The 20,710-nt window shown below is 34.5% G+C and carries 19 protein-coding genes and 4 pseudogenes; 6 read left to right on the top strand and 17 right to left on the bottom strand.

All coding sequences use genetic code 11. The annotated features are described in order from the left end of the window. Positions 1-303: 303 nt before the first annotated feature. Both ACX5JI_RS19495 and bla read right to left on the bottom strand, forming a co-directional pair. A complete protein-coding gene (locus ACX5JI_RS19495; RefSeq protein WP_459502687.1) occupies positions 304-2,442 on the bottom strand; it encodes a peptidoglycan D,D-transpeptidase FtsI family protein in 2,139 nt (712 codons plus the stop codon). Positions 2,443-2,700: 258 nt separating this feature from the next. Further along, on the bottom strand, positions 2,701-3,489 hold the full coding sequence (gene bla / locus ACX5JI_RS19490) for a subclass B1 metallo-beta-lactamase (protein ID WP_459502686.1): 789 nt from the start codon (positions 3,487-3,489) through the stop codon (positions 2,701-2,703). Positions 3,490-3,633: 144 nt separating this feature from the next. Between bla and ACX5JI_RS19485 the strand changes: the two are divergent. Further along, positions 3,634-5,392: pseudogene (locus ACX5JI_RS19485) on the top strand (peptidoglycan D,D-transpeptidase FtsI family protein). Positions 5,393-5,403: 11 nt separating this feature from the next. Here ACX5JI_RS19485 and ACX5JI_RS19480 read toward each other — a convergent pair. Further along, on the bottom strand, positions 5,404-6,234 hold the full coding sequence (locus tag ACX5JI_RS19480) for an SH3 domain-containing protein (protein WP_459502685.1): 831 nt from the start codon (positions 6,232-6,234) through the stop codon (positions 5,404-5,406). Further along, positions 6,234-6,755: an RNA polymerase sigma factor gene (locus tag ACX5JI_RS19475; protein ID WP_459502684.1), complete on the bottom strand. Its 522-nt coding sequence runs from the start codon at positions 6,753-6,755 to the stop codon at positions 6,234-6,236. Before ACX5JI_RS19475 ends, ACX5JI_RS19480 begins: the two co-directional genes overlap by 1 nt. 432 nt (positions 6,756-7,187) lie before the next feature. Here ACX5JI_RS19475 and ACX5JI_RS19470 point away from each other — a divergent pair. Then, a pseudogene (locus ACX5JI_RS19470) lies at positions 7,188-7,610 on the top strand (STAS/SEC14 domain-containing protein). Positions 7,611-7,954: 344 nt separating this feature from the next. Here ACX5JI_RS19470 and ACX5JI_RS19465 read toward each other — a convergent pair. The 3 genes from ACX5JI_RS19465 to ACX5JI_RS19455 form a co-directional block, all read right to left on the bottom strand. After that, positions 7,955-8,281 carry an antibiotic biosynthesis monooxygenase family protein gene (locus ACX5JI_RS19465; protein ID WP_459502683.1) on the bottom strand — a complete coding sequence of 109 codons (327 nt, stop codon included), beginning with the start codon at positions 8,279-8,281 and terminating at the stop codon, positions 7,955-7,957. A gap of 83 nt (positions 8,282-8,364) precedes the next feature. After that, positions 8,365-9,579 (bottom strand): MFS transporter, encoded by a 1,215-nt coding sequence (locus tag ACX5JI_RS19460; RefSeq protein WP_459502682.1) that lies wholly within the window; start codon positions 9,577-9,579, stop codon positions 8,365-8,367. 82 nt (positions 9,580-9,661) lie between these two features. Continuing rightward, on the bottom strand, positions 9,662-10,705 hold the full coding sequence (locus ACX5JI_RS19455; RefSeq protein ID WP_459502681.1) for an ArsR/SmtB family transcription factor: 1,044 nt from the start codon (positions 10,703-10,705) through the stop codon (positions 9,662-9,664). Positions 10,706-11,062: 357 nt separating this feature from the next. On the opposite strand from ACX5JI_RS19455, the gene ycaC reads away from it, so the two are divergent. Next, positions 11,063-11,698: an isochorismate family cysteine hydrolase YcaC gene (gene ycaC, locus ACX5JI_RS19450; RefSeq protein WP_459502680.1), complete on the top strand. Its 636-nt coding sequence runs from the start codon at positions 11,063-11,065 to the stop codon at positions 11,696-11,698. Positions 11,699-11,779: 81 nt separating this feature from the next. Here ycaC and ACX5JI_RS19445 read toward each other — a convergent pair. The 3 genes and pseudogenes from ACX5JI_RS19445 to ACX5JI_RS19435 all read right to left on the bottom strand — a co-directional run bounded on the left by ACX5JI_RS19445 (position 11,780) and on the right by ACX5JI_RS19435 (position 13,039). After that, positions 11,780-12,099: pseudogene (locus ACX5JI_RS19445) on the bottom strand (P-loop NTPase fold protein). Next, positions 12,099-12,641 (bottom strand): GNAT family N-acetyltransferase, encoded by a 543-nt coding sequence (locus ACX5JI_RS19440; protein ID WP_459502678.1) that lies wholly within the window; start codon positions 12,639-12,641, stop codon positions 12,099-12,101. The pseudogene ACX5JI_RS19445 and the gene ACX5JI_RS19440 overlap by 1 nt, the downstream one beginning before the upstream one ends. Positions 12,642-12,655: 14 nt before the next feature. Continuing rightward, a complete protein-coding gene (locus ACX5JI_RS19435) occupies positions 12,656-13,039 on the bottom strand; it encodes a VOC family protein (RefSeq protein WP_459502676.1) in 384 nt (127 codons plus the stop codon). Positions 13,040-13,350: 311 nt separating this feature from the next. On the opposite strand from ACX5JI_RS19435, the gene ACX5JI_RS19430 reads away from it, so the two are divergent. Then, on the top strand, positions 13,351-13,599 hold the full coding sequence (locus ACX5JI_RS19430; RefSeq protein WP_459502675.1) for a DNA alkylation repair protein: 249 nt from the start codon (positions 13,351-13,353) through the stop codon (positions 13,597-13,599). 43 nt (positions 13,600-13,642) lie between these two features. Here the strand turns inward: ACX5JI_RS19430 and ACX5JI_RS19425 are convergent, their stop codons facing one another. From ACX5JI_RS19425 to ACX5JI_RS19415, 3 genes are read right to left on the bottom strand one after another with little or no spacing between them, the layout of a single operon-like run. Then, a complete protein-coding gene (locus ACX5JI_RS19425; RefSeq protein WP_459502674.1) occupies positions 13,643-14,371 on the bottom strand; it encodes a CPBP family intramembrane glutamic endopeptidase in 729 nt (242 codons plus the stop codon). 24 nt (positions 14,372-14,395) lie between these two features. After that, a complete protein-coding gene (locus ACX5JI_RS19420) occupies positions 14,396-14,923 on the bottom strand; it encodes a DUF2812 domain-containing protein (protein WP_459502673.1) in 528 nt (175 codons plus the stop codon). Between the two features lies 1 nt (position 14,924). Continuing rightward, complete coding sequence (locus ACX5JI_RS19415; protein WP_459502672.1) at positions 14,925-15,248, bottom strand: PadR family transcriptional regulator; 324 nt, start codon at positions 15,246-15,248, stop codon at positions 14,925-14,927. A 204-nt stretch (positions 15,249-15,452) separates the two neighbouring features. Here ACX5JI_RS19415 and ACX5JI_RS19410 point away from each other — a divergent pair. Beyond that, positions 15,453-15,791, top strand: a pseudogene (locus ACX5JI_RS19410) (DUF58 domain-containing protein); the annotation flags it as partial. 80 nt (positions 15,792-15,871) lie between these two features. On the opposite strand, the gene ACX5JI_RS19405 reads toward ACX5JI_RS19410, so the two are convergent. The 3 genes from ACX5JI_RS19405 to ACX5JI_RS19395 are packed head-to-tail and all read right to left on the bottom strand — an operon-like array spanning position 15,872 to position 17,299. Then, positions 15,872-16,165: a putative quinol monooxygenase gene (locus ACX5JI_RS19405; RefSeq protein WP_459502670.1), complete on the bottom strand. Its 294-nt coding sequence runs from the start codon at positions 16,163-16,165 to the stop codon at positions 15,872-15,874. A 49-nt stretch (positions 16,166-16,214) separates the two neighbouring features. Then, complete coding sequence (locus tag ACX5JI_RS19400; RefSeq protein ID WP_459502668.1) at positions 16,215-16,853, bottom strand: nitroreductase family protein; 639 nt, start codon at positions 16,851-16,853, stop codon at positions 16,215-16,217. Positions 16,854-16,870: 17 nt separating this feature from the next. After that, a complete protein-coding gene (locus ACX5JI_RS19395; RefSeq protein ID WP_459502667.1) occupies positions 16,871-17,299 on the bottom strand; it encodes a MarR family winged helix-turn-helix transcriptional regulator in 429 nt (142 codons plus the stop codon). Between the two features lie 283 nt (positions 17,300-17,582). On the opposite strand from ACX5JI_RS19395, the gene tet reads away from it, so the two are divergent. Further along, entirely contained in the window at positions 17,583-19,559 is a 1,977-nt protein-coding gene (gene tet / locus ACX5JI_RS19390) for a tetracycline resistance ribosomal protection protein (RefSeq protein ID WP_459502666.1), read from the top strand. Positions 19,560-19,695: 136 nt separating this feature from the next. Here the strand turns inward: tet and ACX5JI_RS19385 are convergent, their stop codons facing one another. Then, positions 19,696-20,679 carry a DUF4003 domain-containing protein gene (locus ACX5JI_RS19385; RefSeq protein WP_459502665.1) on the bottom strand — a complete coding sequence of 328 codons (984 nt, stop codon included), beginning with the start codon at positions 20,677-20,679 and terminating at the stop codon, positions 19,696-19,698. Positions 20,680-20,710: the final 31 nt, after the last annotated feature.

Below are 20,710 nucleotides of genomic sequence, written 5' to 3'. Positions count from 1 at the left end.
TATATTACATTGACTATAGCAACATCATCGCGTATTCACGAAATTATATCAAATTTCAACATTGATTTAAAACAGAGCCTACTTTTAAATATATTGGTAATACAGTTATCATTAAAATTATGTGGAATAGCAACTGTACGATCTGCTATTCCACATGCTTTCATTCTTTTATTCAAAAAGCTTCTTATATAACATGAAACTTTAATACGTCCATGCAATCAGATTTTTACGGCCTGATAATGCGGGATAAATAAGATAACTTGAATCCTAGTAAACATTCCCTTCCCGATAAAGAATGATATTTTACTGTTGCTGACTAGAATTCACTATATTAGTAGCTTCACCATTCATACGCTGCTTTTTCAAATCAAAGTATATATCTAATATATCCCTTCCAATTAACGAATTAATACCACCTTTATCATTATGAACCCAAGGGACTACTACAGAAAATGCGATTTCTGGATTATCATATGGAGCATATCCAACTAATGTCAAATTGTAGCACTCCATACGTTCGCCCTTTTCATTCCTTCCAATTTTATTATCTCCTCCATATACAGTCTGAGCTGTTCCTGTTTTCCCAGCCGGTTTGTACGAAGCATTTTTGAAATATTTCACACCCGTCCCATCGCCTTCTTGAAATACCCATCTAAAGCCTTCTTTTACTCGATCGATATATTCCGATTTCACATCCACTCGATTTAACACAACGGGTTCTATCGATTGTATAACTTTCCCAATGTCTTCTTTTTTACTTGTTTGTTCTCGAATCTCTTGGACAATTTGAGGCTGCATTCGGTATCCATCATTTGCAATGGTTGAAATATATTGTGCCAATTGTAATGGAGTATACGTATCATACTGTCCAATCGAAAAATCTAATAAAAATCCAGGTTGGCTATCTTTCTGCCTCGTTTGTCCAGTTATTTCATTCGGTAAATTAATTCCTGTTGGGACGCCTAAACCAAATTGTTTAAAATAATAACGCATTGTGTCAAATGCTTCTTGTTTAATATCCAATGAACTATTTGGTACATAATTCACTCCAGCTATTTGTAGCGCTGTATGAAACATATATACATTTGATGATACTTGTAAAGCTCTTAAATCATTAACATTTCCAAATCCGGATACATTCCATGATTTTTTAACTCTCGTGCCTTTAAATTTCATAGGCGTGTCATAAAATTGAGTATCTGGTTGTATAGCTCCGGTTTGATATCCAGTTAATAAAGTAGCACCTTTTACAGCTGATCCTAACTCATAAGAAGTTACCATGTTACCTAATGCAAAATCTTCTACTTCTGCTTTCCCATCTTTTTCTACAAATCTTTTACCAGCCATAGATAAAAGTTGTCCTGTTTTTGGATCCATCATGACAACAAAAGCACGATCCAGTAATGGTTCAGAACTCTTAAAAGCTTTTAAATGTTTTTCTATACTTTCTTCTACTTTCTTTTGTAACTCCATATCAATTGTTAAAGTTAAATTGTTACCACTTTTTCCTTTAGAGACTATTTCCGTTTGAATAACATTTCCCGCTTTATCCATATTATTTTTAACTTCTTCTTTTGTGCCATGTAAAACATCTTCATACCGTTGTTCAATATAACTTTTCCCTACGCGATCGTTCCGATTATATCCGCGGACCAAATAAGAATCTAAGTGTTCTTTTGGCAATCCTTCTTCAGCACTTGTTATATTACCTAGTACCGAACGAAATAAATCACCATTTATATAGTTTCGTTCCCAATCAACGGTCGCATCTATTCCTGGGAATTTCGTTAAATTTTCACTTATCCTCGTATACTCTTGCTCTGTCACGTCTTTTTTAATAATTTGTGGTGTCATTTGATAACCAGAACTCATTTTACTTTTTATAGCTAACACTTTTAAGTCTTGTGACGTGAGCTCTCCTAATTCTTCCTCTGTAATACGCTTTCGTCTTAACTCTTCGATTCTCTTGTCTAACTCTTTCCCTTCTATACCCTTTTCTCTAAACTTTTCCTCATCTTGCTTCGTAATCTTTGCTTCGGCACGCTTTTTATTTAATTGCATCCAAAAATCTTTTTTATCTACTTCAGTTAATTTATTTATCTCTTCTTCTGATATTTCAAGTATCTTTGCAATATCTGTAGCAGTTTTTAAAATGTCTTCAGAGCTCGCTTCCTTCAACCTTGTATACGTAATCGTACGAAGTGCTCTATTATCAACAACCGGTTTCCCTTCTCGATCATACATTTTCCCACGTGGAACTGGAATACTCATTGTTGCGTCTTCGTTTTTTTTCACTTGATTTTTATAAGTCTCTCCATCAACAATTTGTACTTTTCCTAGCTGAACAATAATAGCCGAAAATAGTATAAATACGCCGAAAAATAAGATATTTAATCGAATCGATATCGATGTCTTCTGCTTTTTTCCTGTTTGTTTTTTCATATATCCTCCATATTTATTTTCATAAATTCCGTTCAGATTACAGTTTTATATGCAAATTTGTGTAACGTTATCCGCTCTCCATACAAAGAAACCGAAAAGGTAGTGTTTCATTCAATACATGAAATGAATAGATGAAGATGAAATCGGTCTCCTTTTTCATAAAAAATAAGAGAAACTACATTCCATCATAAGCAGTTTCCCTTATTTTTTATAAATACATTAGACTGTTCCTCTATATGATATGGCTGTCATGTCATATTAACTTTCTTTATTTTTTAATAAATTCAACGTATGAGTAAATAATCGATTATCTCCTGGATCTCCATGTCCTGGTACAACCATATTTATATCGCTGTATTTCTTTTCTACTTTTTTAATTGCCTTTGACCAATTAGTTACATATGAACCTGGAGTTTGTACAATCTCTTGTGTATCTAATGATTTTATTAAACATCCTCCAAATAGGATTTTATACTTTGGTAACCAAACTGTTATGTTATCTTGTGTATGTCCTTTTCCAGGATAAAATGTTTCCACGTTTATATCACCAAATCGCATATTATCGCGTTTCTTCAAATCTCCAAGTGGTCTATCAAAACCTTGTTTCTCTGCTAAATCGGCAGTTAAAGCCGTACTGTGTACCTTGATGCCTTTTTTAGTCAGTGTTTTCATTCCTCCGATACGATCGTCATGTGCGTGTGTCACAATTGCATCTGTAACCTTTTTTGTAGGAAATTGCTTTTTTAACATTTGAAGCAATTGATCTGTCAGAGCATCGTTCCAAGGTGTATCAATTAGTACGAGTCCTTTAGATGTTTCAAGAATTAAACCATTTGCCGGAATACGTGTTCCATCGACCACTCCAATGCTTGTATGCATCCATACCTTTGGGTGCAGCTGTGAGATGGATACATCTTTCTCTTGATCTTTATTATTTATTTGTTCTACTGTTTCTGCAGCTTGTACTGAAAATATGGAATTAGTAAATTGGCTCCCCCCCAATATACTTACACATAAACCTACTTTTAATATCATTTTCTTTTTCATGATCCTTGCTCCTTTCTTAGCAGCTCTTTTCTCTAAAAACGCTATTACACTTAATAGACAATCCAAATGATAAAGTTGTTCCCACATTTACAAAAAAAATAATAAATTTTAATATAGAGTATAGTCTAGGTAAGGGAGGATTTTATGTTACATAAAAAATCGAAGAAGTGGATCATTGTAACGATTCTTTTCATGTTAGGAGTTGTTTTGACATTTTTATTCAAAACGAATTTTATTTCGTTTACTATCACAACTTCTGCTGCTGAAAGAGGAACAATTATTGACCAAAATGGAGTCGCATTAGCCACAAATAAAAAAGTAAAATCTTTGTATTATGTCAATAATGGTTGTCCAGCCAATCAAGAAGTTGCGAAGTTATCAAGCTTTTTAAATCAGTTTTCAGCCAAGTTTAACCATAAAATTTCAGTAGATGATATACATTCACAATTACAAAAAACTTGTAAACATCATAATCAAAATGAAATACGATTACATGCAAACTTAAATGATAAAGAGTTCACATTTATAAACGAACATAACTTTCAAAATGTAATCGTAAAAAATGAATTGATACGCGTTTATCCACATCACGAAATTGCTTCACAAGTAATTGGGTATGTTGAGGGTTCTAATTCTGTTCCTATTGGTAAAAACGGAATTGAACTTCAATATGAAAACGATTTAAAAGGAAAGCCAGGAAAAACGCTCACTTTTAAAGTGAAAGATAAAAAGTTCTTATGGAACATACAAAATCCTCAAAGAGGAAAAGATATTCAGCTAACTCTAGACTATAAACTGCAGCAAAAAACAGAAGAAGCACTACGATCTCAAATTCAGAAATCCCCTAATGCTACTGCTGGTTATGCTGTTGTAATTGATGTAAAAACTGGAGAAATATTAACGATGGCTAACTCGCCTGTTTTTGATCCAAATATATTCAATACACCTTTATCATCGTCTGAAAAAGAAAACAACAAATTACTTGCTCAAAATAAAACAATCCAAAAATTAAAGTATGGTGATTCTTATGTCAATATGGCATCAACTATAAAACCGCTTACGATATTAATTGGATTAAACGAAAAGCTTTTTCAGCCTGAAGATACGTATTTAGATAAAGGGAGCTTTCATTATAATAATCAAAATAACATCACCAATGCTGCTGGAACTCCAACTGGTGAAATTACACCGAGTCAAGCTATCATTCATTCATCAAATACATTTATGACGGCAAAAGTAGCTATTCCATTATTCAACAAAAATAATGGGAATTTAGAAAAAGTAGCAACCTTGTGGACAAACTATTTAAAACAATTCGGTCTTCGCTCGAAAACTGGGGTTGATTTACCTTATGAAGAAGACGGACAATATAAGTTACATGCAGCTAGTAATTTTGAAAGTGGAATTTCAGCTTTATTGAATGCTTCTTGGGGCGCAAATGAAGTACATACTACTCTCCAACTTGCTCAATATGCAGCTACTCTTGCAAATAAAGGAGACAAATACAAACCACAAATCGTGAATGCTATCATAGAAAACGGTGATAAAAGAACAAAAGAATATAAACCAAACTTAACAAGTTCAAATCGTTATCCTACAAATTTCTGGGATGTTTTACAAAGTGGAATGAGTCAAAATATACAAGAATTTAAAAACTTGCCCTTTGATGTTTCTGGTAAGACGGGAATAACAGGTTCTCCAAACGAGCAAGAAAAAGTTATCAATCATTCTCTATTTATTTCATATGCTCCTACTAAAAATCCGGATATTGCTATTTCTGTCATTATTCCTGGTGGTAATTCTGAAACAAATAGTGCAGCCCTTGTTGCAGCGGAAATTTTAAAGGCTTGGGATGCTCTCCAAAAAGAGAATAAAAAATAAAGAGAAAGGTTCGTTGAAGTGAACCTTTCTCTTTTACCATATAGAATCTATACTCTTTATTTTCCACATACCATCATTTTGTTTTTCAAAAATGAAAGAATACTGAATATCTATTGAAACATGGTCCCCTTTCACATAGCCTGTATAATAACCGTTCATTGTCGTTATTTTTATATATCCATCATTCTTCACTTTCTCCGGAATCCATGCTTTTACAGTTTCGTTAGATACTTGATATACAACGGGTGAATCTTGTTTTGGCTCAGTTAAAATTTTCGTTTTTTCACCAACAACAGTCGCGTATAAATAACGTTCCTGCTTCGTTTGATTACTTTCTGCCAATCCACCAGGTATTTTATATAACGTTTTCGTATCATTCACAAATCCTCCCCCCATTGCAAGAGCTACTTGTAAATCGTGAAAAATACCATCATCAAACTTCCATTCATTTTTACTATATTGTTCTCCCTTAAAAACAAATTCTTCATCCAGTACGCTATATACATCATTCTTATTTTTGAAGCTCGTGTATTGATTTAATTCATCCATAAACTGTTTTAGTGATTGATCCTGATTAGATTCATCTTTCATCTTCACTTCAATTTGGGTGCTACTTTGCACAGGTGGTTCATTTTTTCCAAACCAAAATTGTTGCGTATTAAAGAGTACAACTGTAAAAACTAAAGCAACTACAACAGTGAGTGTCTTTATACGACGTGGTCGTCTATACTTCAGGTAATCTCTCTCCTGATTTTGGTATATAGATTGCTTTATTTTATAAATAAATTCATCTTCGTCTTGCCGCTGTTTCATTGGTCCGCTTTTTAATTCTTTATACCAATCCGGCTTTCTATCATTGTTCATCATTCATCCTCCGCTACTATTTTTGAAACTCGTGTACGAGCTCGGTGTAGTCTAGATTTCACCGTTCCTATAGACACTCCTAATGTTTCAGCAATTTCATCATAGGATAATTCATATTTTGCATCTAATATTAATACTTCACGATGTTTTTGTGGTAATTTTAATACACTATCCCAAATTTCATTCATTGTTTCTTTTTGAAGAAATTGTTTTTCTGCTGACGGATATTCCATATCATTTCGAAAGAAACTTACTAAAGAAATCCTCTTAAAATAGGAGGACTTTAAATAATTTAAAGCTGTATTCCTTGTAATTTTTAATAACCACGTTTTAACAGAAGACTCGTTGCGAAATGAGTCCCACTTTTTAAATACTTTTATAAACACATCTTGCGTTATATCGTCTGATAAATGTGGGTCTTTTGTAATAATAAATGAATAATTCCATACATCTTGCCAGTGCTCTCTTATAACATCATCAATTTCATCATGATTGCAATTTGTAATAACCTTATGTTCCATCTCAACACCTCAAGCTTATTTGCATAAGCATAAACACCTTTCCTCATGTTTTATCATTGACTCCATTATATAGACAAGATCAAAGTTTCTTTTGTTCCATTTTCTATAAAAAATTATACTTAAGCGTTTTGTCATCACAATTCCAAGATACTTGTATAGAATCTAGCATTACCATGCGACAGGTTGTATCATTTGGATGGATGTACATTCACCGTATATGTGGATAGAATGATCATTTCATGTCTATTTTTCTCAGGCATAGCTCTTCAAACTACTGGCAACGCCTATTTAAGGTTGCGTCAAAAAAGGACTTTCTCGCATGTTTAGTATTATTTGTGTTTGTTTCAACATTTACACGTACTAACTAAATAAAAGACTCTTTTCGTAAATAATGTTTCTTTATTGCGTAAGAATTTTATCCTTATTGATTTTATGAGATTTTTACGCATAATTGTAACTAAGGGAGATGATTCCAAGTTGAGTAAACAGAATATCAGCACAACAGTTTCAGGAGATTTAATTGTTACCCATCTAATTGGCAAGATTAAAACAGATGATGTTTATGAATGGTTTAATGGCTTCGAGCAGGTTTGTCAGCAATTCATTTCCGAGGGTCGGAAATACAAATTGTTAGTGAATAGAAAAGGTTACACGCCAGATCATTTTTCTGTTCAAAAAGCATGAAAAGATAAGTTCTTCAATGAAATCATTTTGAATCACAGTAAGGCAATTGCGGTTCTCCTTGAAGAAGGGGAGATGATGAATTATTTACAACAATCCAATACAAAAGAATCCGTAAAATTTTTCGATAATTATGAACAAGCATTAATTTGGTTGAATGAATATCAAATATAAAACCTTTATCGAACCAGTTGCTCTCAATCAACTGTTTTTTTTATGCCCGTAATGTTGCCGTTGTCATCAAATTCACTTGCTTACAAGCTTCCAACATCATTGCTAAAACGAACTTCCCGAATTTCTCCAACCATATTAGCAATCTCATCTTTTGGCTCTGAAAATAACGTATCTCTAATAGCAACAATATTTCAGAAAAGAACCAAATAAAAAAGTACACCACTACATATCAAGTGGTGTACTCTTTTCATATATTATAGATAAAATATTGACGAAAAACTTCATGGCACTTCCATTTGTTATTTTATTCACTAACGGAAGTCTCATTTTATTTCCTTTTCTAATTAAGACTGCTGATATGCAGACTTCGATGCCTTCACATAATAGACCGCATGCTCTGATTTCAAAATATGTTCTGGTTTTGGCTTACCGCGGCTTGCTCGATGTCCTGCTAAATGTTCTTCACTTGTCTCCCAGTTTTTCCATGCCTCTTCAGATTCCCAGCGAATCATGATTACAACTTCTTCGTCCCCTCTTCTTGCCTTTTTAACAAGAACGCTTAAGTCGATAAACCCTTCAAATTTTTCAATAATGCCTTCACCTGAAAAACGTTGCACGACAAGTTCTGAAGTTCCTTCTTTTACTGTAATTGTTTTCGTTTCGATAAACATATATTCCACTCCCTTTATTTACAAATCACATTCGTATTCATTTATTATAATTGATTATGATAATTACTTTCAATTAAAATGTTTTAAGCTGATTTTTCTTGAATAGCTTCATCAAGAAATTTAAAATATGGGAGCAGTATTCCTATTAAAGAAGTTACACAGATAAGAGAACCAATAAGGAAATATAACACCCTAACGCCCCAGATTTCACTTACTATCCCTCCAGCAAGTACACCAAGCGGCATGGCTGATCTAATTAAAAATAATCTTACCGAAAAAACTTTCCCTATCATTTCATTCGGTACGGTTTGTTGGCATATCGTTGTGTTATGAACATTGAAAAATGCCATACTTATACCAGCTATTACTTCAATGAAAATAGCTAGTAAGATACTATCATTCAAACTAAGCGCAACATACGTCAATCCGCCTATTAATAAGGCCCCTAACATCCATACACGTCTACTTTGATATTTTATTTTTCCTACTAACATAGAGCCAACTATGTACCCTAATGGAAATCCTGCCATAAAGTAACCATACTCAGCATAACTTGCCGATAGCTCATCTGTTATATATGGTAGATTTGTAACCATCGTTACCCCTACCCCAAACTGGACAAATGCAAGGAATACCCCGAGCCAAACAATAATCGGTTGTTTGAAAAAGTATGTGACCCCTGTAAGAAACTGTTCTAACCATGTTTTTCGAATTCCTTGTTGCATCCGTTGTTCCTGAATACATACTAACAATGCACCGCTTATAAAAAGAAACATACAAACAAAAAATAAAGTGAACTGTAGTCCTACCACTTTAATAATGACGCCCCCTAATACTGGAGCGAGAAACATCATGAGCCGAGCCATTCCATCAAGATATGCATTAGCGCTTTGCAGTTGTTCCTTATTCACAATTGTTGGTGTAATTGCTTGACTTGCCGGTACATAAAGAGGCGTGATGAGCCCTACTATAATTTGCACTACATACACGTGCCAAACTTCAACATGGCCAGTCATCAACATGGTAAGAGGAAATAAAAAAGCAAATCCACGAGCCCACTGCGATAAAATCATAATCCACTTCCTGCTCCACTTATCAATAAAAGGTCCAATTATGAGTTGTAAAATAAGTGACGGAATCAGGTACAATAACCACATACTTCCTAACGCCGTTTTCGATCCAGTTAATTGATATACAAGAATAGAATTACATAACGTCCCAAAAGAACCACCTAGTTCTGAAATTGCACTACCAATCCACATAAACAAAAACGACCGATTTTTTAATATATGTTTCACTCTTTCACCAACTTTTCTAATAATCTCTCCTTACTTAAGCATGTTCTATGAAAGCCATTTTCTTCACTTTACATGTACTTCATTATCGCTTTAAATAAAGTTCCAATTCTTTCGATATTCCCTCTAACGCTTTTCGTTTCAAACGATACTTTGCAAATTGAATATCAACTAATTTTGCTGATCGTAAAATTTTCAAATGATGATGAATTGTCGATTTCCCGATATTTAATTTCTCCGTTATCTCCTGCAGTGTACGATCTTTTTCGGATAATAACTTAACAATACGTAATCTCGCTTCATCCCCCAATGCTTTATGTTTATGGACAAGAAAATAGCTTGGTTGATATGGATCTTCTGGGTGCAGGCTTTCATTTGCGATTGGATAATGAAACACCTTTGTATCTTCTATATCCGCCTCAATATTCCATGGCCGATACGTATATTGCGGGATAAGGAGAACATGATGGACACTTGGCTCGGGTACATATGTCACACCACCTGTTGTCCATTCGACAAATTCTTCCGGCTTCATCTTTTCTTTCATTTCATTCTTTGTTTCATAATCTTTCTGTAATGCCGCAAGTAGCTTGTCTATTTCAGGCTCAATGACAGCTTCATACCAACCTGTCATAACAATGATCAAATGTTGTTTTAATACCTGCACATCCGCGTTACATATGAAATCTATATAATCAGGAAAAAAGGGATTATTACTTGTTATCTCTTTTAATTCTTGTACTGCTTCCATCTCTCCATTTGCTGCTTTCTTTCTTTTTTCTTGATATGTATAGCCAACAAACGGAAGGCATACATACTTGAAATCCTCTTCTGGTATTGCATTTATATATCGAATAAACTCCGGTAAATCTGTAAAATCTTGTTGGTATAATAGTTGTAACAATGCTTTCCACGTATTATGTTTCTCCACAAAACGTAAGTGCTCTAGCATTTCCTTTGAAAAGGATTCTCGTATCTCTTCCCACTCTCTTTCTGCTTTCTCTAACGTATCAATGAGTCGTTTATGTGTAATCGCCGCAATTCCAAGTGCACATTCAAAAAGTAACGAATACCTCATTTGAACGTCATATGTCTCTCTTCGTCTACTTGCCAAATTAAATACTTCCATTTTCTCCCCTCCTTATTTCGTTATGTATTAAATTCTACAAACTTAGAATTTAACCTTCTATATTTTTAGAATTTTTAATCATCCATACATTAAACGTGCACAAAAAAGGCGTATCGATCAAAAAAATCCATACACCTTTTCTATAGGTTAAGTACTATTATTTGTTTACTCCCGTTCCAATCTTATTCCGGGCATAGATCCCCCTTTTTTCCTTAATCAGTATATACATGGTTGAATTTAAATTGAATATTCAGAATAAATAGTCGTATATTTCTATATTTTTAAATTATTTACAATTTACAGAAAATGAAATACCTTTTAAAGTATAAAGTTTAAATTAAAAAGGAGGATTACAAAATGTCTGATCTCTATTCTCGTCTTTCTAAAAACGATGCTGCTGTACTTCTAGTGGATCATCAAACTGGTCTTATTACCAGTCTAGTACGTGACTATGGTGTTGATGAATTCAAAAACAATGTGTTAGCTCTTGCTAATACCGCTAAGTTTTTTGATTTACCCGTTATTTTAACAACAAGCTTTGAAGATGGACCTAATGGCCCACTTATGCAAGAATTGGTTGAGCTTTTTCCTGATGCACCAAAAATAGCTCGCCCTGGGCAAATTAACGCATGGGACAATGAAGAGTTTGTTAGAGCCATTGAAGCAACAGGTAAAAAGCAACTCATTATCGCAGGAGTTGTGACTGATGTTTGTGTTGCGTTCCCAGCATTATCTGCTATAAACGCAGGATATGAGGTGTTCGTTGTAACCGATGCATCAGGAACGTTTAGTAAACAAGTTGCCGATGCTGCCCTTATGCGTATGGCTCATGGAGGAGTCCAATTAATGAACTGGTTTAGCGTTGCAGCTGAATTACAGCGCGACTGGCGCAATGACGTCGAAGGCTTCGGTGCCTTGCTAGCAAAACATCTTCCAAGTTATCAAAATATCATTGGAAGCTATATGGGAGCTCAAAGAGAGCTTAGTAAGTAAAATAACTGAGTTAAATAATGACTAACCTTAACAAAGGCTGATTTTGTATAAAATCAGCCTTTGTTAATCATGTCTAGCCACTTAAGTACAATTCGTAATCAAATCAGCTTGTTGCTTTGGACATTCTGTTTTTAAATAAAAATCTTCCGCTTTCCAATATCTCCGTTCAAATTTCGAACGATGTTTTTGTGTCTCCTCACTTTCGCGAAATAACGCTTATCACGCTCCGCAATATGGTCATCAATATGAAAAATATGAAACGGAATACTTTTTTGTTTTAATTCACCTTCTAGCCGCTTCACGAATGTTGTTTTCCCTGAACGACTCAGACCATCTACCCCTATAACAAACCGATTACTTGTATTTTCAGTAATCACCTTTATTAAGTTATTTATATTCATTAGTTTTGCCACTCTTCTTCTAATAAAGAATAGATCACAGTATCATGAGCTATACCATTTTGCAGCATATATTTTCGAAGTAATCCTTCTTCCTGAAAACCAGCTCTTTTCAGTAATCGATGTGAAGCTTCATTTTCCGTATAAACAACTGCTGCGATTCGTATTAGCCCTAGCTTTTCAAATCCGTATGTAAGAATAGCTTGCAACGCCTCAGATGCATAACCCTTTCCCCAATATGTATCATCTAATTCATAACCAATCTCTGCTCGGTTATGATTTTGGTTTATTAAGTGGAAACCACATGTACCAATTAATTGATCAGTTCCTTTTAGCTCAATCCCCCAGCGAATGACGCTCCCTTCCTCATATTTTTTTCGAAATGCCTGAATCGTATGTTTCACCTGTTTCATATTTTGAAAAGAGTCCATACCAAAATAGCGGATAACGGATTCTTTTTCAAAATAATGAAACATTATTTCAGCGTCTAATAACGTGAGTTCTCGTAATTTTAGTCGATCTGTTTCTAGGATTGGAAATTCCATTCTTTTTTCTCCTTCTACTCTAATGAACTACAAATTTCAATATAATTCCCATCTGGATCAGCAACATAAGCAATCGTCTGTCCCCATGGTTTCGTGATTGGCTCCACCAATACTCTTACACCTTGTTCTCTTAATTTTGAAATCGTTTCGTTCACATCTTCCGCAACAAATCCAAGTTCAAAATTAGAAGATTCTAATGCACCATTTGGAATAGATAATCCTGTTAACTCCCGGACGTCTTCTTTACTATTCAATGCTAAAATCGTTGCTCCAGTATCAAATTCAATGTATGTACCATGTTCACCCTTTATTGGCAGGCGTAAAATATCTTTATAAAATCGAAGACATTCATCATATTTCTCTACATACAAAATCATGTATTTCATTTTTAATTTCACGGTTCTTCCCCCTCTCAAACCTATATCTAAAATTTCGACAAATAATAAGAAAAACCTTGTTAAACAAAAAAGAAGGCCGATTTCTCGGCCTTAAACATATTGGCATAAAACAGGAGATTGGTTTGGACATAACCAGTTCATACTTTGATTATATTTTATTTTTTCTGAAATTTAAACATAAGAATTGGCGATTCATATTGAGAAAGTTTTCCATAACAATTGTACAAACATTATCTAATTTCTATAACATCCTATTATCTTTGCATAAATTCCCTCTATGCAAGAAATGCTATCAATGGAGGTGTATACATATGGAACCAATGCTTTGTCCAAGTTGTAAAACCAATCGTTCTCGCTTTAATATTCTTGAGCAACAAGTAAAACCAGTCAAGTTAAATCCACAAACGGGTCAAGTAGAAGAAGAATATTCAAACGAAACATTGAATGCTTTTCATATGGCCTATCAAGGTCCTACATACCGCGTCCAGTGTGCTGTATGTGGGCTTGTTGAAAATCCAGAACAATTTATTAAACCTGCGCAAAATCAATCATTCTCATGAAAACAGTTGCTTGTTTTTCAAGCAACTGTTTCATTTTTATTCTTTAAACGCTTTGAAAAATCACTTTCCCTTTTAATATAAATAATCGAACGAGTACAAGCAAATCAATGATAATATGTAGTAGCATAGATGGATAAATAGATCCTATCGTTATATACAACCAGCCCAATAAGAATCCTAGAAACATTGTTCCAACTACACCTTTCCAGCCTTGATAAATATGTGCTACACCAAAAATAATAGAAGAAACCATTAATACACCCATTGTCGATAGCCAAGGAAACAATTGTGCCAAGTAATACATCATGAAAGAACGGAATAGCAACTCTTCTGTAATACCTGCTGTCATACAAATTAAAATCCAAAGTAGCGATTCTCGGTAATTAGTCGGCAGCATTTCTGAAACGCTGCTCATTTGTTTTTCAATATGTCTTTGAAAATCCCCACTTTTCTTCATAGCAATAAATTGAATTATCATACTCATACACGCTCCTATGAGTACTGAAATTGCGATTTTTTCCAAATCATTCATACTTTCAAAGTTTACATTAGGTAATTTTAGCCCATATTCTGTAAATGAAATACCCATCAAATATGTTGTGACTAGCATAATGATCGTTAATCCCCACATTAAAATCATTGTCCTCATATAAAACAAAACGCGCGCATTTCGATTTATTTGTATATTTTCTGTCAATCTAGTATATAAAAGCTTACCAAAAATCCCCTCACCTAAAATTAAATATATAAACAATATGGTCAAAATGATCATCTCAACAATCCCCTTACTGCATTTTTAAAAAATCTCGTTTTTCAACTTCCTAATTTGCCAAAATAACCTTACAAATATGTACATATACATACAAGCAACAAATCCTGCTACGCCTTTTAGCAACATTGGAACTTGAGGATCTAAAGTACTAAAAGATATGCCTGGAATAACCATCAAAAAGAGAACTCCCAAAAATCTAAATAGGTCCCTAAGTTTTTCAATCTTTGTTTCTTTTTCTGAATAAATATCAGGTAACTCATTATCCTCTCCTACTTCTTTACAAAAATAATGCCATTTCGTAAAACTTGTTACATACTTCCAACCGGACATCTCATATATTTCCAAATATTCTTTTTGCTTTGCTAACGAATTACGATAATCAAGTTTAAAATCTGCTTTATAAACAACATCCTTCGGTTCGGTTTTCTTAAACGTATACATAAAGTTATAATTCTGCAATGCCCAGCCTTCTTGATGCATTTTTCTTAAAAAAGCTTCTTCTTTTTCTAGACTCCACACCGCAAAAAACTTAAATTTCTTTTTTATTTCCATCCTACATTCCCACCCTTAAAATACTTGTTCCATTTTGAACAGAACGTTGTAACCTTTTAAATTCAAGTTCCAGCACTTCTCTCCCAAACGGAGTTAACTCATAACATTTCTTTCTATCTGTAGATGCTACTTCAACAATGAGTTTTTCCTTCAATAATTTTGTTGTATTTCCATATAACGTGCCAGGCCCAAGCTTTACTTCCCCATTTGTCATTTCTTCTACCATCTGCATAATCCCATAACCATGCAAAGGCTTCACTAAAGACAACAAAATGTAATACGTTGCCTCTGTTAATGGAATATATTTTTGTGCTTTTCCACTCATTATAACTACCTCCGATACATCGATATATGATATATCGGCTCACGATACATCGTATATCGATATTGTATATTGTATTCCAAATAAATACAACTGAAAATGAAATTATTCTATACAAAAATATTATTGCGTTAACTTTCTGAATAAATCATTTGGACTATATCCTGTACGCGCTTGAGGAATAGGACTTCTGTTGGAGGTACTGTTAAAGTCGAACAATTTAAATGTATACTTGGTGATCCCTTTCATATGATTCCAGTCCATTTACCCACTATAGATAAATTGCATACAGAAATTATTGTGTATCCACATGTCACTGGTTTACAAGAGATACACCAACTAGTAATCGGAGACTATCGAACAAACTTTTCTTATTTTCACGATGAATCTTCCATTGTTGGTATTAAGAAATATGAGCGGGAATCTTTTCGAAATATTCATTGGAAGGCCTCTGCTAAAATGCAAAGTTTACAAGCAAAACAATATGAAACGATAAAAAATTATAGCTGGACTATCTCGCTTTACTTAAGCGCAGATCGTGGATTTAGCTGAAGAAAAAACATTGAAAAAGAAGAAATAAATACCCCCTCCGCAACTCTATGGTAGAGTAACCAAGGGGGTATTGATTATTTTACTTGTTGCCCAGCATACACCTTAATATTTAAAGGTGCAGTTAAATATTGATTTGCTTGCGCCACGAAAGAAGTAAAATGCTCACTCTTATTATGACTAGCAACTGCTTCTTCAGTTTCCCAAATTTCAACCATTGTAAAGACACTTTCTTTTTCAGTATCTTTATATAAGTTATATGATACATTTCCATTTTCTTCTCTTGATCCTTGAATTAACGGTCTAATTTCTTCTAAAAATGCTGCTTCTTTTACTGGATTTACTTGAAATTCTGCGTGAATAATAATCATGTTGTTTCTCCTCTCATCTCTACAAAAATAACAATTTTTCTCTATAAAATTACTTCCACTCGGCAATTTTATCAATTGGCAAACGAACAGATTGATATCCACTATCAGCTGCTTTTCCAATTGAAATAAGCATAACTGGTACATAACGGTCTTTATCTAATCCAAATGCTTCAGCGATTTTATCTTTCTCAAACCCACCAATTGGGCATGTATCATATCCGTGAGCACGAGCTGATAGCATAAATTGCATCGCAGCAAGTCCTCCATCAATTAATACAGTATCTTTCATTACCTCTTGAGAAACGGTAGAGAAATAAGCAGAAAGCTTTTGCATTTGATCTTCTTTCACTTCAGCTGGCATAAATCCACGTTCAACTGCTGTGCCATAAATTTCTTCTGCATGATTAAAGTTTTGTAAATCTCCAAATAAAGCAATCATTGCGGAAGATGTTTCTACTTGAAGTTGGTTAAATTTCGCAAGCGGCGCAAGTGTTGCTTTCCCTTCTTCACTATCAATTACAAGAAAACGCCAAGGCTGCATATTAACAGAAGATGGTGCAAGCGTTGCCTCTGTAAGGATTTCTGTCATTTCCTCTTTACTAATTTTTACAGATGGATCATATTTACGAATCGAACGACGTCCTGTCAAAATTTCTGTAAAGTCATTTGTTTGTTGTAAGTTAGTCATAGATGTACTCTCCCTTTTTAAACTTCTTTTATATTTTCTTGAATGTGGTTTAACATATTTAAAAGATTGTCGCGTTCTTCCTCACTTAACCCTTTTAGTGCAGAAGCTGCAAAACGTTCTTTTTCCTCTTGAAACGCATGAATTTTATCTCGTCCATCTGTCGTAAGAGAAACTAAAGTGATCCTGTTATCATCTGGATTTTTACGTCTTGTAATCATTCCATTTGCTTCAAGTTGCTTTAAATGCCGCGTAATCGCCGCGTTATCAATATTCACTTCTTGTTGAAGTGCCTTTTGGCTAATTTCATCTACTTCATATAACTGAAGGATAAGCTCAAGCCTAGATTGACTCATACCTGTACACCCTTCAAACTTTGAGCTCACTTCTTTATTGAGGAAGTGTAGTTTATATAAAATAATTGCTTCTTTTGAGCATGAATTTGTCATCCTATGTCCCCCCTTTACCAAGGATTTTAAAACATTTGACATATCAATTATTGATACATCAAATAATATAACCGATACTAATTTGAAATGCAATCATTTTGTTTTATATTTTTACATCCCTCCTTATTTTTCCAAAAACAAGGAGATTTATCACTTTGAAAATAATGTGAATTATCCTATAATAAGAACATTATAAAAGACTGGAGAGTGATTGTAATGCGGCAATTTATTACGAAACGAAATGAGGAAATAAACATGAAAAACGAAATGAGGATTTTAATATATGAAAACAATAAATATAGGGATTGTAGCGCATGTAGACGCTGGAAAGACGAGTTTGACTGAGCGTATTCTTTATGAAACAAATGTCATTCAGGAGATTGGTCAAGTAGATAAAGGAAGTACGCAAACCGATTCGATGGAGTTAGAAAAACAGCGCGGAATTACCATTAAAGCATCTGTCATTTCATTTTGTATCAATGATCTAAAAGTAAACATAATTGATACACCCGGTCATGCTGATTTCATTGCTGAAGTAGAACGATCTTTCGGCGTTCTTGATGGAGCCATTTTAGTCATTTCTGCAGTAGAAGGCATTCAAGCCCAAACGAAAATTTTAATGAAAACACTGCAAAAACTTCGTATTCCAACGATACTGTTTGTGAATAAAATTGATCGTAGTGGTGCTCATACACTGAAAGTGATTCAACAAATAAAAGGAATGCTTACAAATTCCGCTCTTCCTCTTTATACAGTAAAGGATGAAGGAACAAAACATGCATCTATCATGTATAACGAATTAAACGCTACTATAAATGAATTGTATTATGACGAATGTGTAGAATTATTGGCATCACATAATGAATCTTTACTTAAGTCTTATGTAGATGGCGCCGTATTCACAAAAGCTACTTTAAAAAATGAATTGCTAGATCAAATTCAGCATGCAACTATGTACCCAATCTTATTTGGCTCAGCAATGACAGGAATTGGAGTCAATGAGTTACTCGAAAATATTTCTGTAATGATCCCTCAAAATGATTATGACAATACTATATTATCCGGGATTGTTTTCAAAATAGAAAGAGAAGCTTCTGGCGAAAAAATTGCTTATGTTCGGCTATTCTCTGGATGTATACACGTTAGAAAATATATTAATATCACCAGAAAACAAAGTAATTCAACATCTCTAGCGCACAAGGGAAAAATTAAAAAGCTTCATATATTCCGTAACGGTAGCACGATCCACTCCCCTCTTGCTAGTACGGGAGAAATTTGTAAAGTATGGGGGCTTAACGATATTCAAATTGGAGATATAATCGGCGAATCGGCAAATAAAAGAAAAGAAATTCACTTTGCCGAACCTCAAATGGAATCAACAATTGAAGCGTGGCCAAAAGAGAAAAATCATGCCCTATATCAGGCGCTTGTGGAACTATCTGAGGAAGATCCGCTCATAAAAGTAATGAAAGACGATATTCATCATGAGATTTATATCAGACTTTTTGGTGAAGTGCAAAAAGAGGTGATTGAAACAACTCTACAGGAAAAATATAATTTAAATGTTTCTTTTTCGGATACAAGAATTATATGTGTAGAAAAGCCAGTTGGAATCGGAAATGCATTAGAAATAATGGGAGAAACAGATAACCCTTTCTATGCAACAATTGGCTTTAAAATCGAACCTGGTGCTCCGAAATCTGGCATCACATACGATTTAGATGTTGAACTTGGTTCATTGCCTTTAGCCTTTCATAAAGCAATAGAAGACACTGTCTTCCAAACGTTACAACAAGGATTATATGGATGGGAAGTCACTGATATTGTCGTAACTTTAACTCATACGGGCTATGCAAGTCCAGTTACGACAGCAGGTGATTTCAGAAAGCTAACACCTCTCGTATTGATGGATGCGTTAAAAAAAGCTGGCACAACCGTTTATGAACCAGTAAATGAATTTGAATTGACCGTACCGACAAGTTCAATTAGCGCCGCAATGTATAAGCTATCAGCCATACACGCTACATTTAAAGAACCTGTATTGCATAACGTTTCCTTTCACTTAACGGGAACATTACCGGTAGCCAACACGGAAACTTTCAAGCGTAGCCTCCATTCTTTTACTGAAGGTGAAGGTGTCTTTCTCGCTAGACCGTGCGGATATAATAAGCTCGAATCAAATTTTCCAACGCGAAAACGAGTCGATTATAATCCACTCAATCGGAAAGATTATTTACTGCATGTTCTTCGGGCATATTAAAAACAACTAAATATAGCCCCCGCAACTTTTCGTAATTGCGGGGGCTATCATGTTAAAATGAGTGCTGATCTGGTAACGTGTTAAAAAAGCTTACCTATAGCGACGATATACTTTCCTTCATGCAGTAAATTGCATATTACGAACTACTACTTGCGGTAGCCGCTGCAGAGGAAGCAGTAATTGCTGCTATCATAGCTGCCTGCTGCGCCTGCACGAGCACCTCTATCATCGTTTGCAATCCTGTGCTAGCAGCATGGCTTTCCGCACCTTTTTGACTTACGAACAGTTGGATCGCAATTAAAATATTCGTATCCGTATGCCAACGGAATAGCTTGTCCCCTTGCAATTTCTCAATGAATGCTCGCACAGAAGCAACCTCTTTCTCTCCATCTTCAAAAAGTGCCAACAACCCAACAGCCGGGTAATGCATCTGTTTTACTTTGACCTTTTCTCGCTTCAGCAAATGCCATATATTTTTGCAGCGTGCTACTAATATATCTTCACTCATATCTTTATTTAGAGACAAAATATGACTGAGAAATTGAAGATTATTCCCTTTATAAAAACCAGCTGCTGCCAGCTTGCGATAGAGACGTTCCACTCGATCCATAAGTGTTTCTACTTTCTCTTGTTGTCCTGCTAATAAAACAGCGAGCGGGTAATCATCTGTACTTGTAAGGAAGAAGTGATCTTCTTTCATGCGTTTATATACTTGCATTGACCGCTGAATACGTGTTTCATATTGTCCGTTTTCTTCTGGTAAAAGCGCTGCTGCTGCTAAATAAGTGAATATACTTCGGCTAAAGCCACCAGCAACCAATCGTTCATATAAATCTAGAAACTGCTGAAATGCTTTCTTATAATGTGTAAAGTGAATATCTAATGTCGCTGCAACGACAAAACGATGATAAGACTTTAAATATGAAAACATCCCTACTTGATCCTTAATATAGCTACTAATCTCTAAAAAACGCCCAAGATGAAATGGCTTATCACTTCCTGCATACATAGCCGCGATCATCATCCCTGTCCGGGAATCACTTGTTTGCCACTTTAGTTTGTCTTTCAATTGTGCATATATGTGTGTATACTGCCCTAGCTTTTGCTCCAATGTAATCATAGCGGATCCCCCATTATGCTTGTGCTTCTCT

This window comes from Bacillus sp. C1 (assembly GCF_054570475.1).
The sequence above is the reverse complement of the archived record's forward strand: the minus strand, read 5'-3'. Positions and strand labels throughout refer to the sequence as shown.

Coding starts and splice junctions, on each gene's coding strand:
- bla (WP_459502686.1), bottom strand. CDS start 3,489: ATGAAAAAGAAAATGATATTAAAAGTAGGTTTATGTGTAAGTATATTG.
- ACX5JI_RS19395 (WP_459502667.1), bottom strand. CDS start 17,299: ATGACAAATTCATGCTCAAAAGAAGCAATTATTTTATATAAACTACAC.
- ACX5JI_RS19425 (WP_459502674.1), bottom strand. CDS start 14,371: ATGATCATTTTGACCATATTGTTTATATATTTAATTTTAGGTGAGGGG.
- ACX5JI_RS19430 (WP_459502675.1), top strand. CDS start 13,351: ATGGAACCAATGCTTTGTCCAAGTTGTAAAACCAATCGTTCTCGCTTT.
- ACX5JI_RS19400 (WP_459502668.1), bottom strand. CDS start 16,853: ATGACTAACTTACAACAAACAAATGACTTTACAGAAATTTTGACAGGA.
- ACX5JI_RS19495 (WP_459502687.1), bottom strand. CDS start 2,442: ATGAAAAAACAAACAGGAAAAAAGCAGAAGACATCGATATCGATTCGA.
- ycaC (WP_459502680.1), top strand. CDS start 11,063: ATGTCTGATCTCTATTCTCGTCTTTCTAAAAACGATGCTGCTGTACTT.
- ACX5JI_RS19385 (WP_459502665.1), bottom strand. CDS start 20,679: ATGATTACATTGGAGCAAAAGCTAGGGCAGTATACACACATATATGCA.
- ACX5JI_RS19475 (WP_459502684.1), bottom strand. CDS start 6,755: ATGGAACATAAGGTTATTACAAATTGCAATCATGATGAAATTGATGAT.
- ACX5JI_RS19480 (WP_459502685.1), bottom strand. CDS start 6,234: ATGAACAATGATAGAAAGCCGGATTGGTATAAAGAATTAAAAAGCGGA.
- tet (WP_459502666.1), top strand. CDS start 17,583: ATGAAAACAATAAATATAGGGATTGTAGCGCATGTAGACGCTGGAAAG.
- ACX5JI_RS19455 (WP_459502681.1), bottom strand. CDS start 10,705: ATGGAAGTATTTAATTTGGCAAGTAGACGAAGAGAGACATATGACGTT.
- ACX5JI_RS19405 (WP_459502670.1), bottom strand. CDS start 16,165: ATGATTATTATTCACGCAGAATTTCAAGTAAATCCAGTAAAAGAAGCA.
- ACX5JI_RS19415 (WP_459502672.1), bottom strand. CDS start 15,248: ATGAGTGGAAAAGCACAAAAATATATTCCATTAACAGAGGCAACGTAT.
- ACX5JI_RS19440 (WP_459502678.1), bottom strand. CDS start 12,641: ATGGAATTTCCAATCCTAGAAACAGATCGACTAAAATTACGAGAACTC.
- ACX5JI_RS19420 (WP_459502673.1), bottom strand. CDS start 14,923: ATGGAAATAAAAAAGAAATTTAAGTTTTTTGCGGTGTGGAGTCTAGAA.
- ACX5JI_RS19465 (WP_459502683.1), bottom strand. CDS start 8,281: ATGTTTATCGAAACGAAAACAATTACAGTAAAAGAAGGAACTTCAGAA.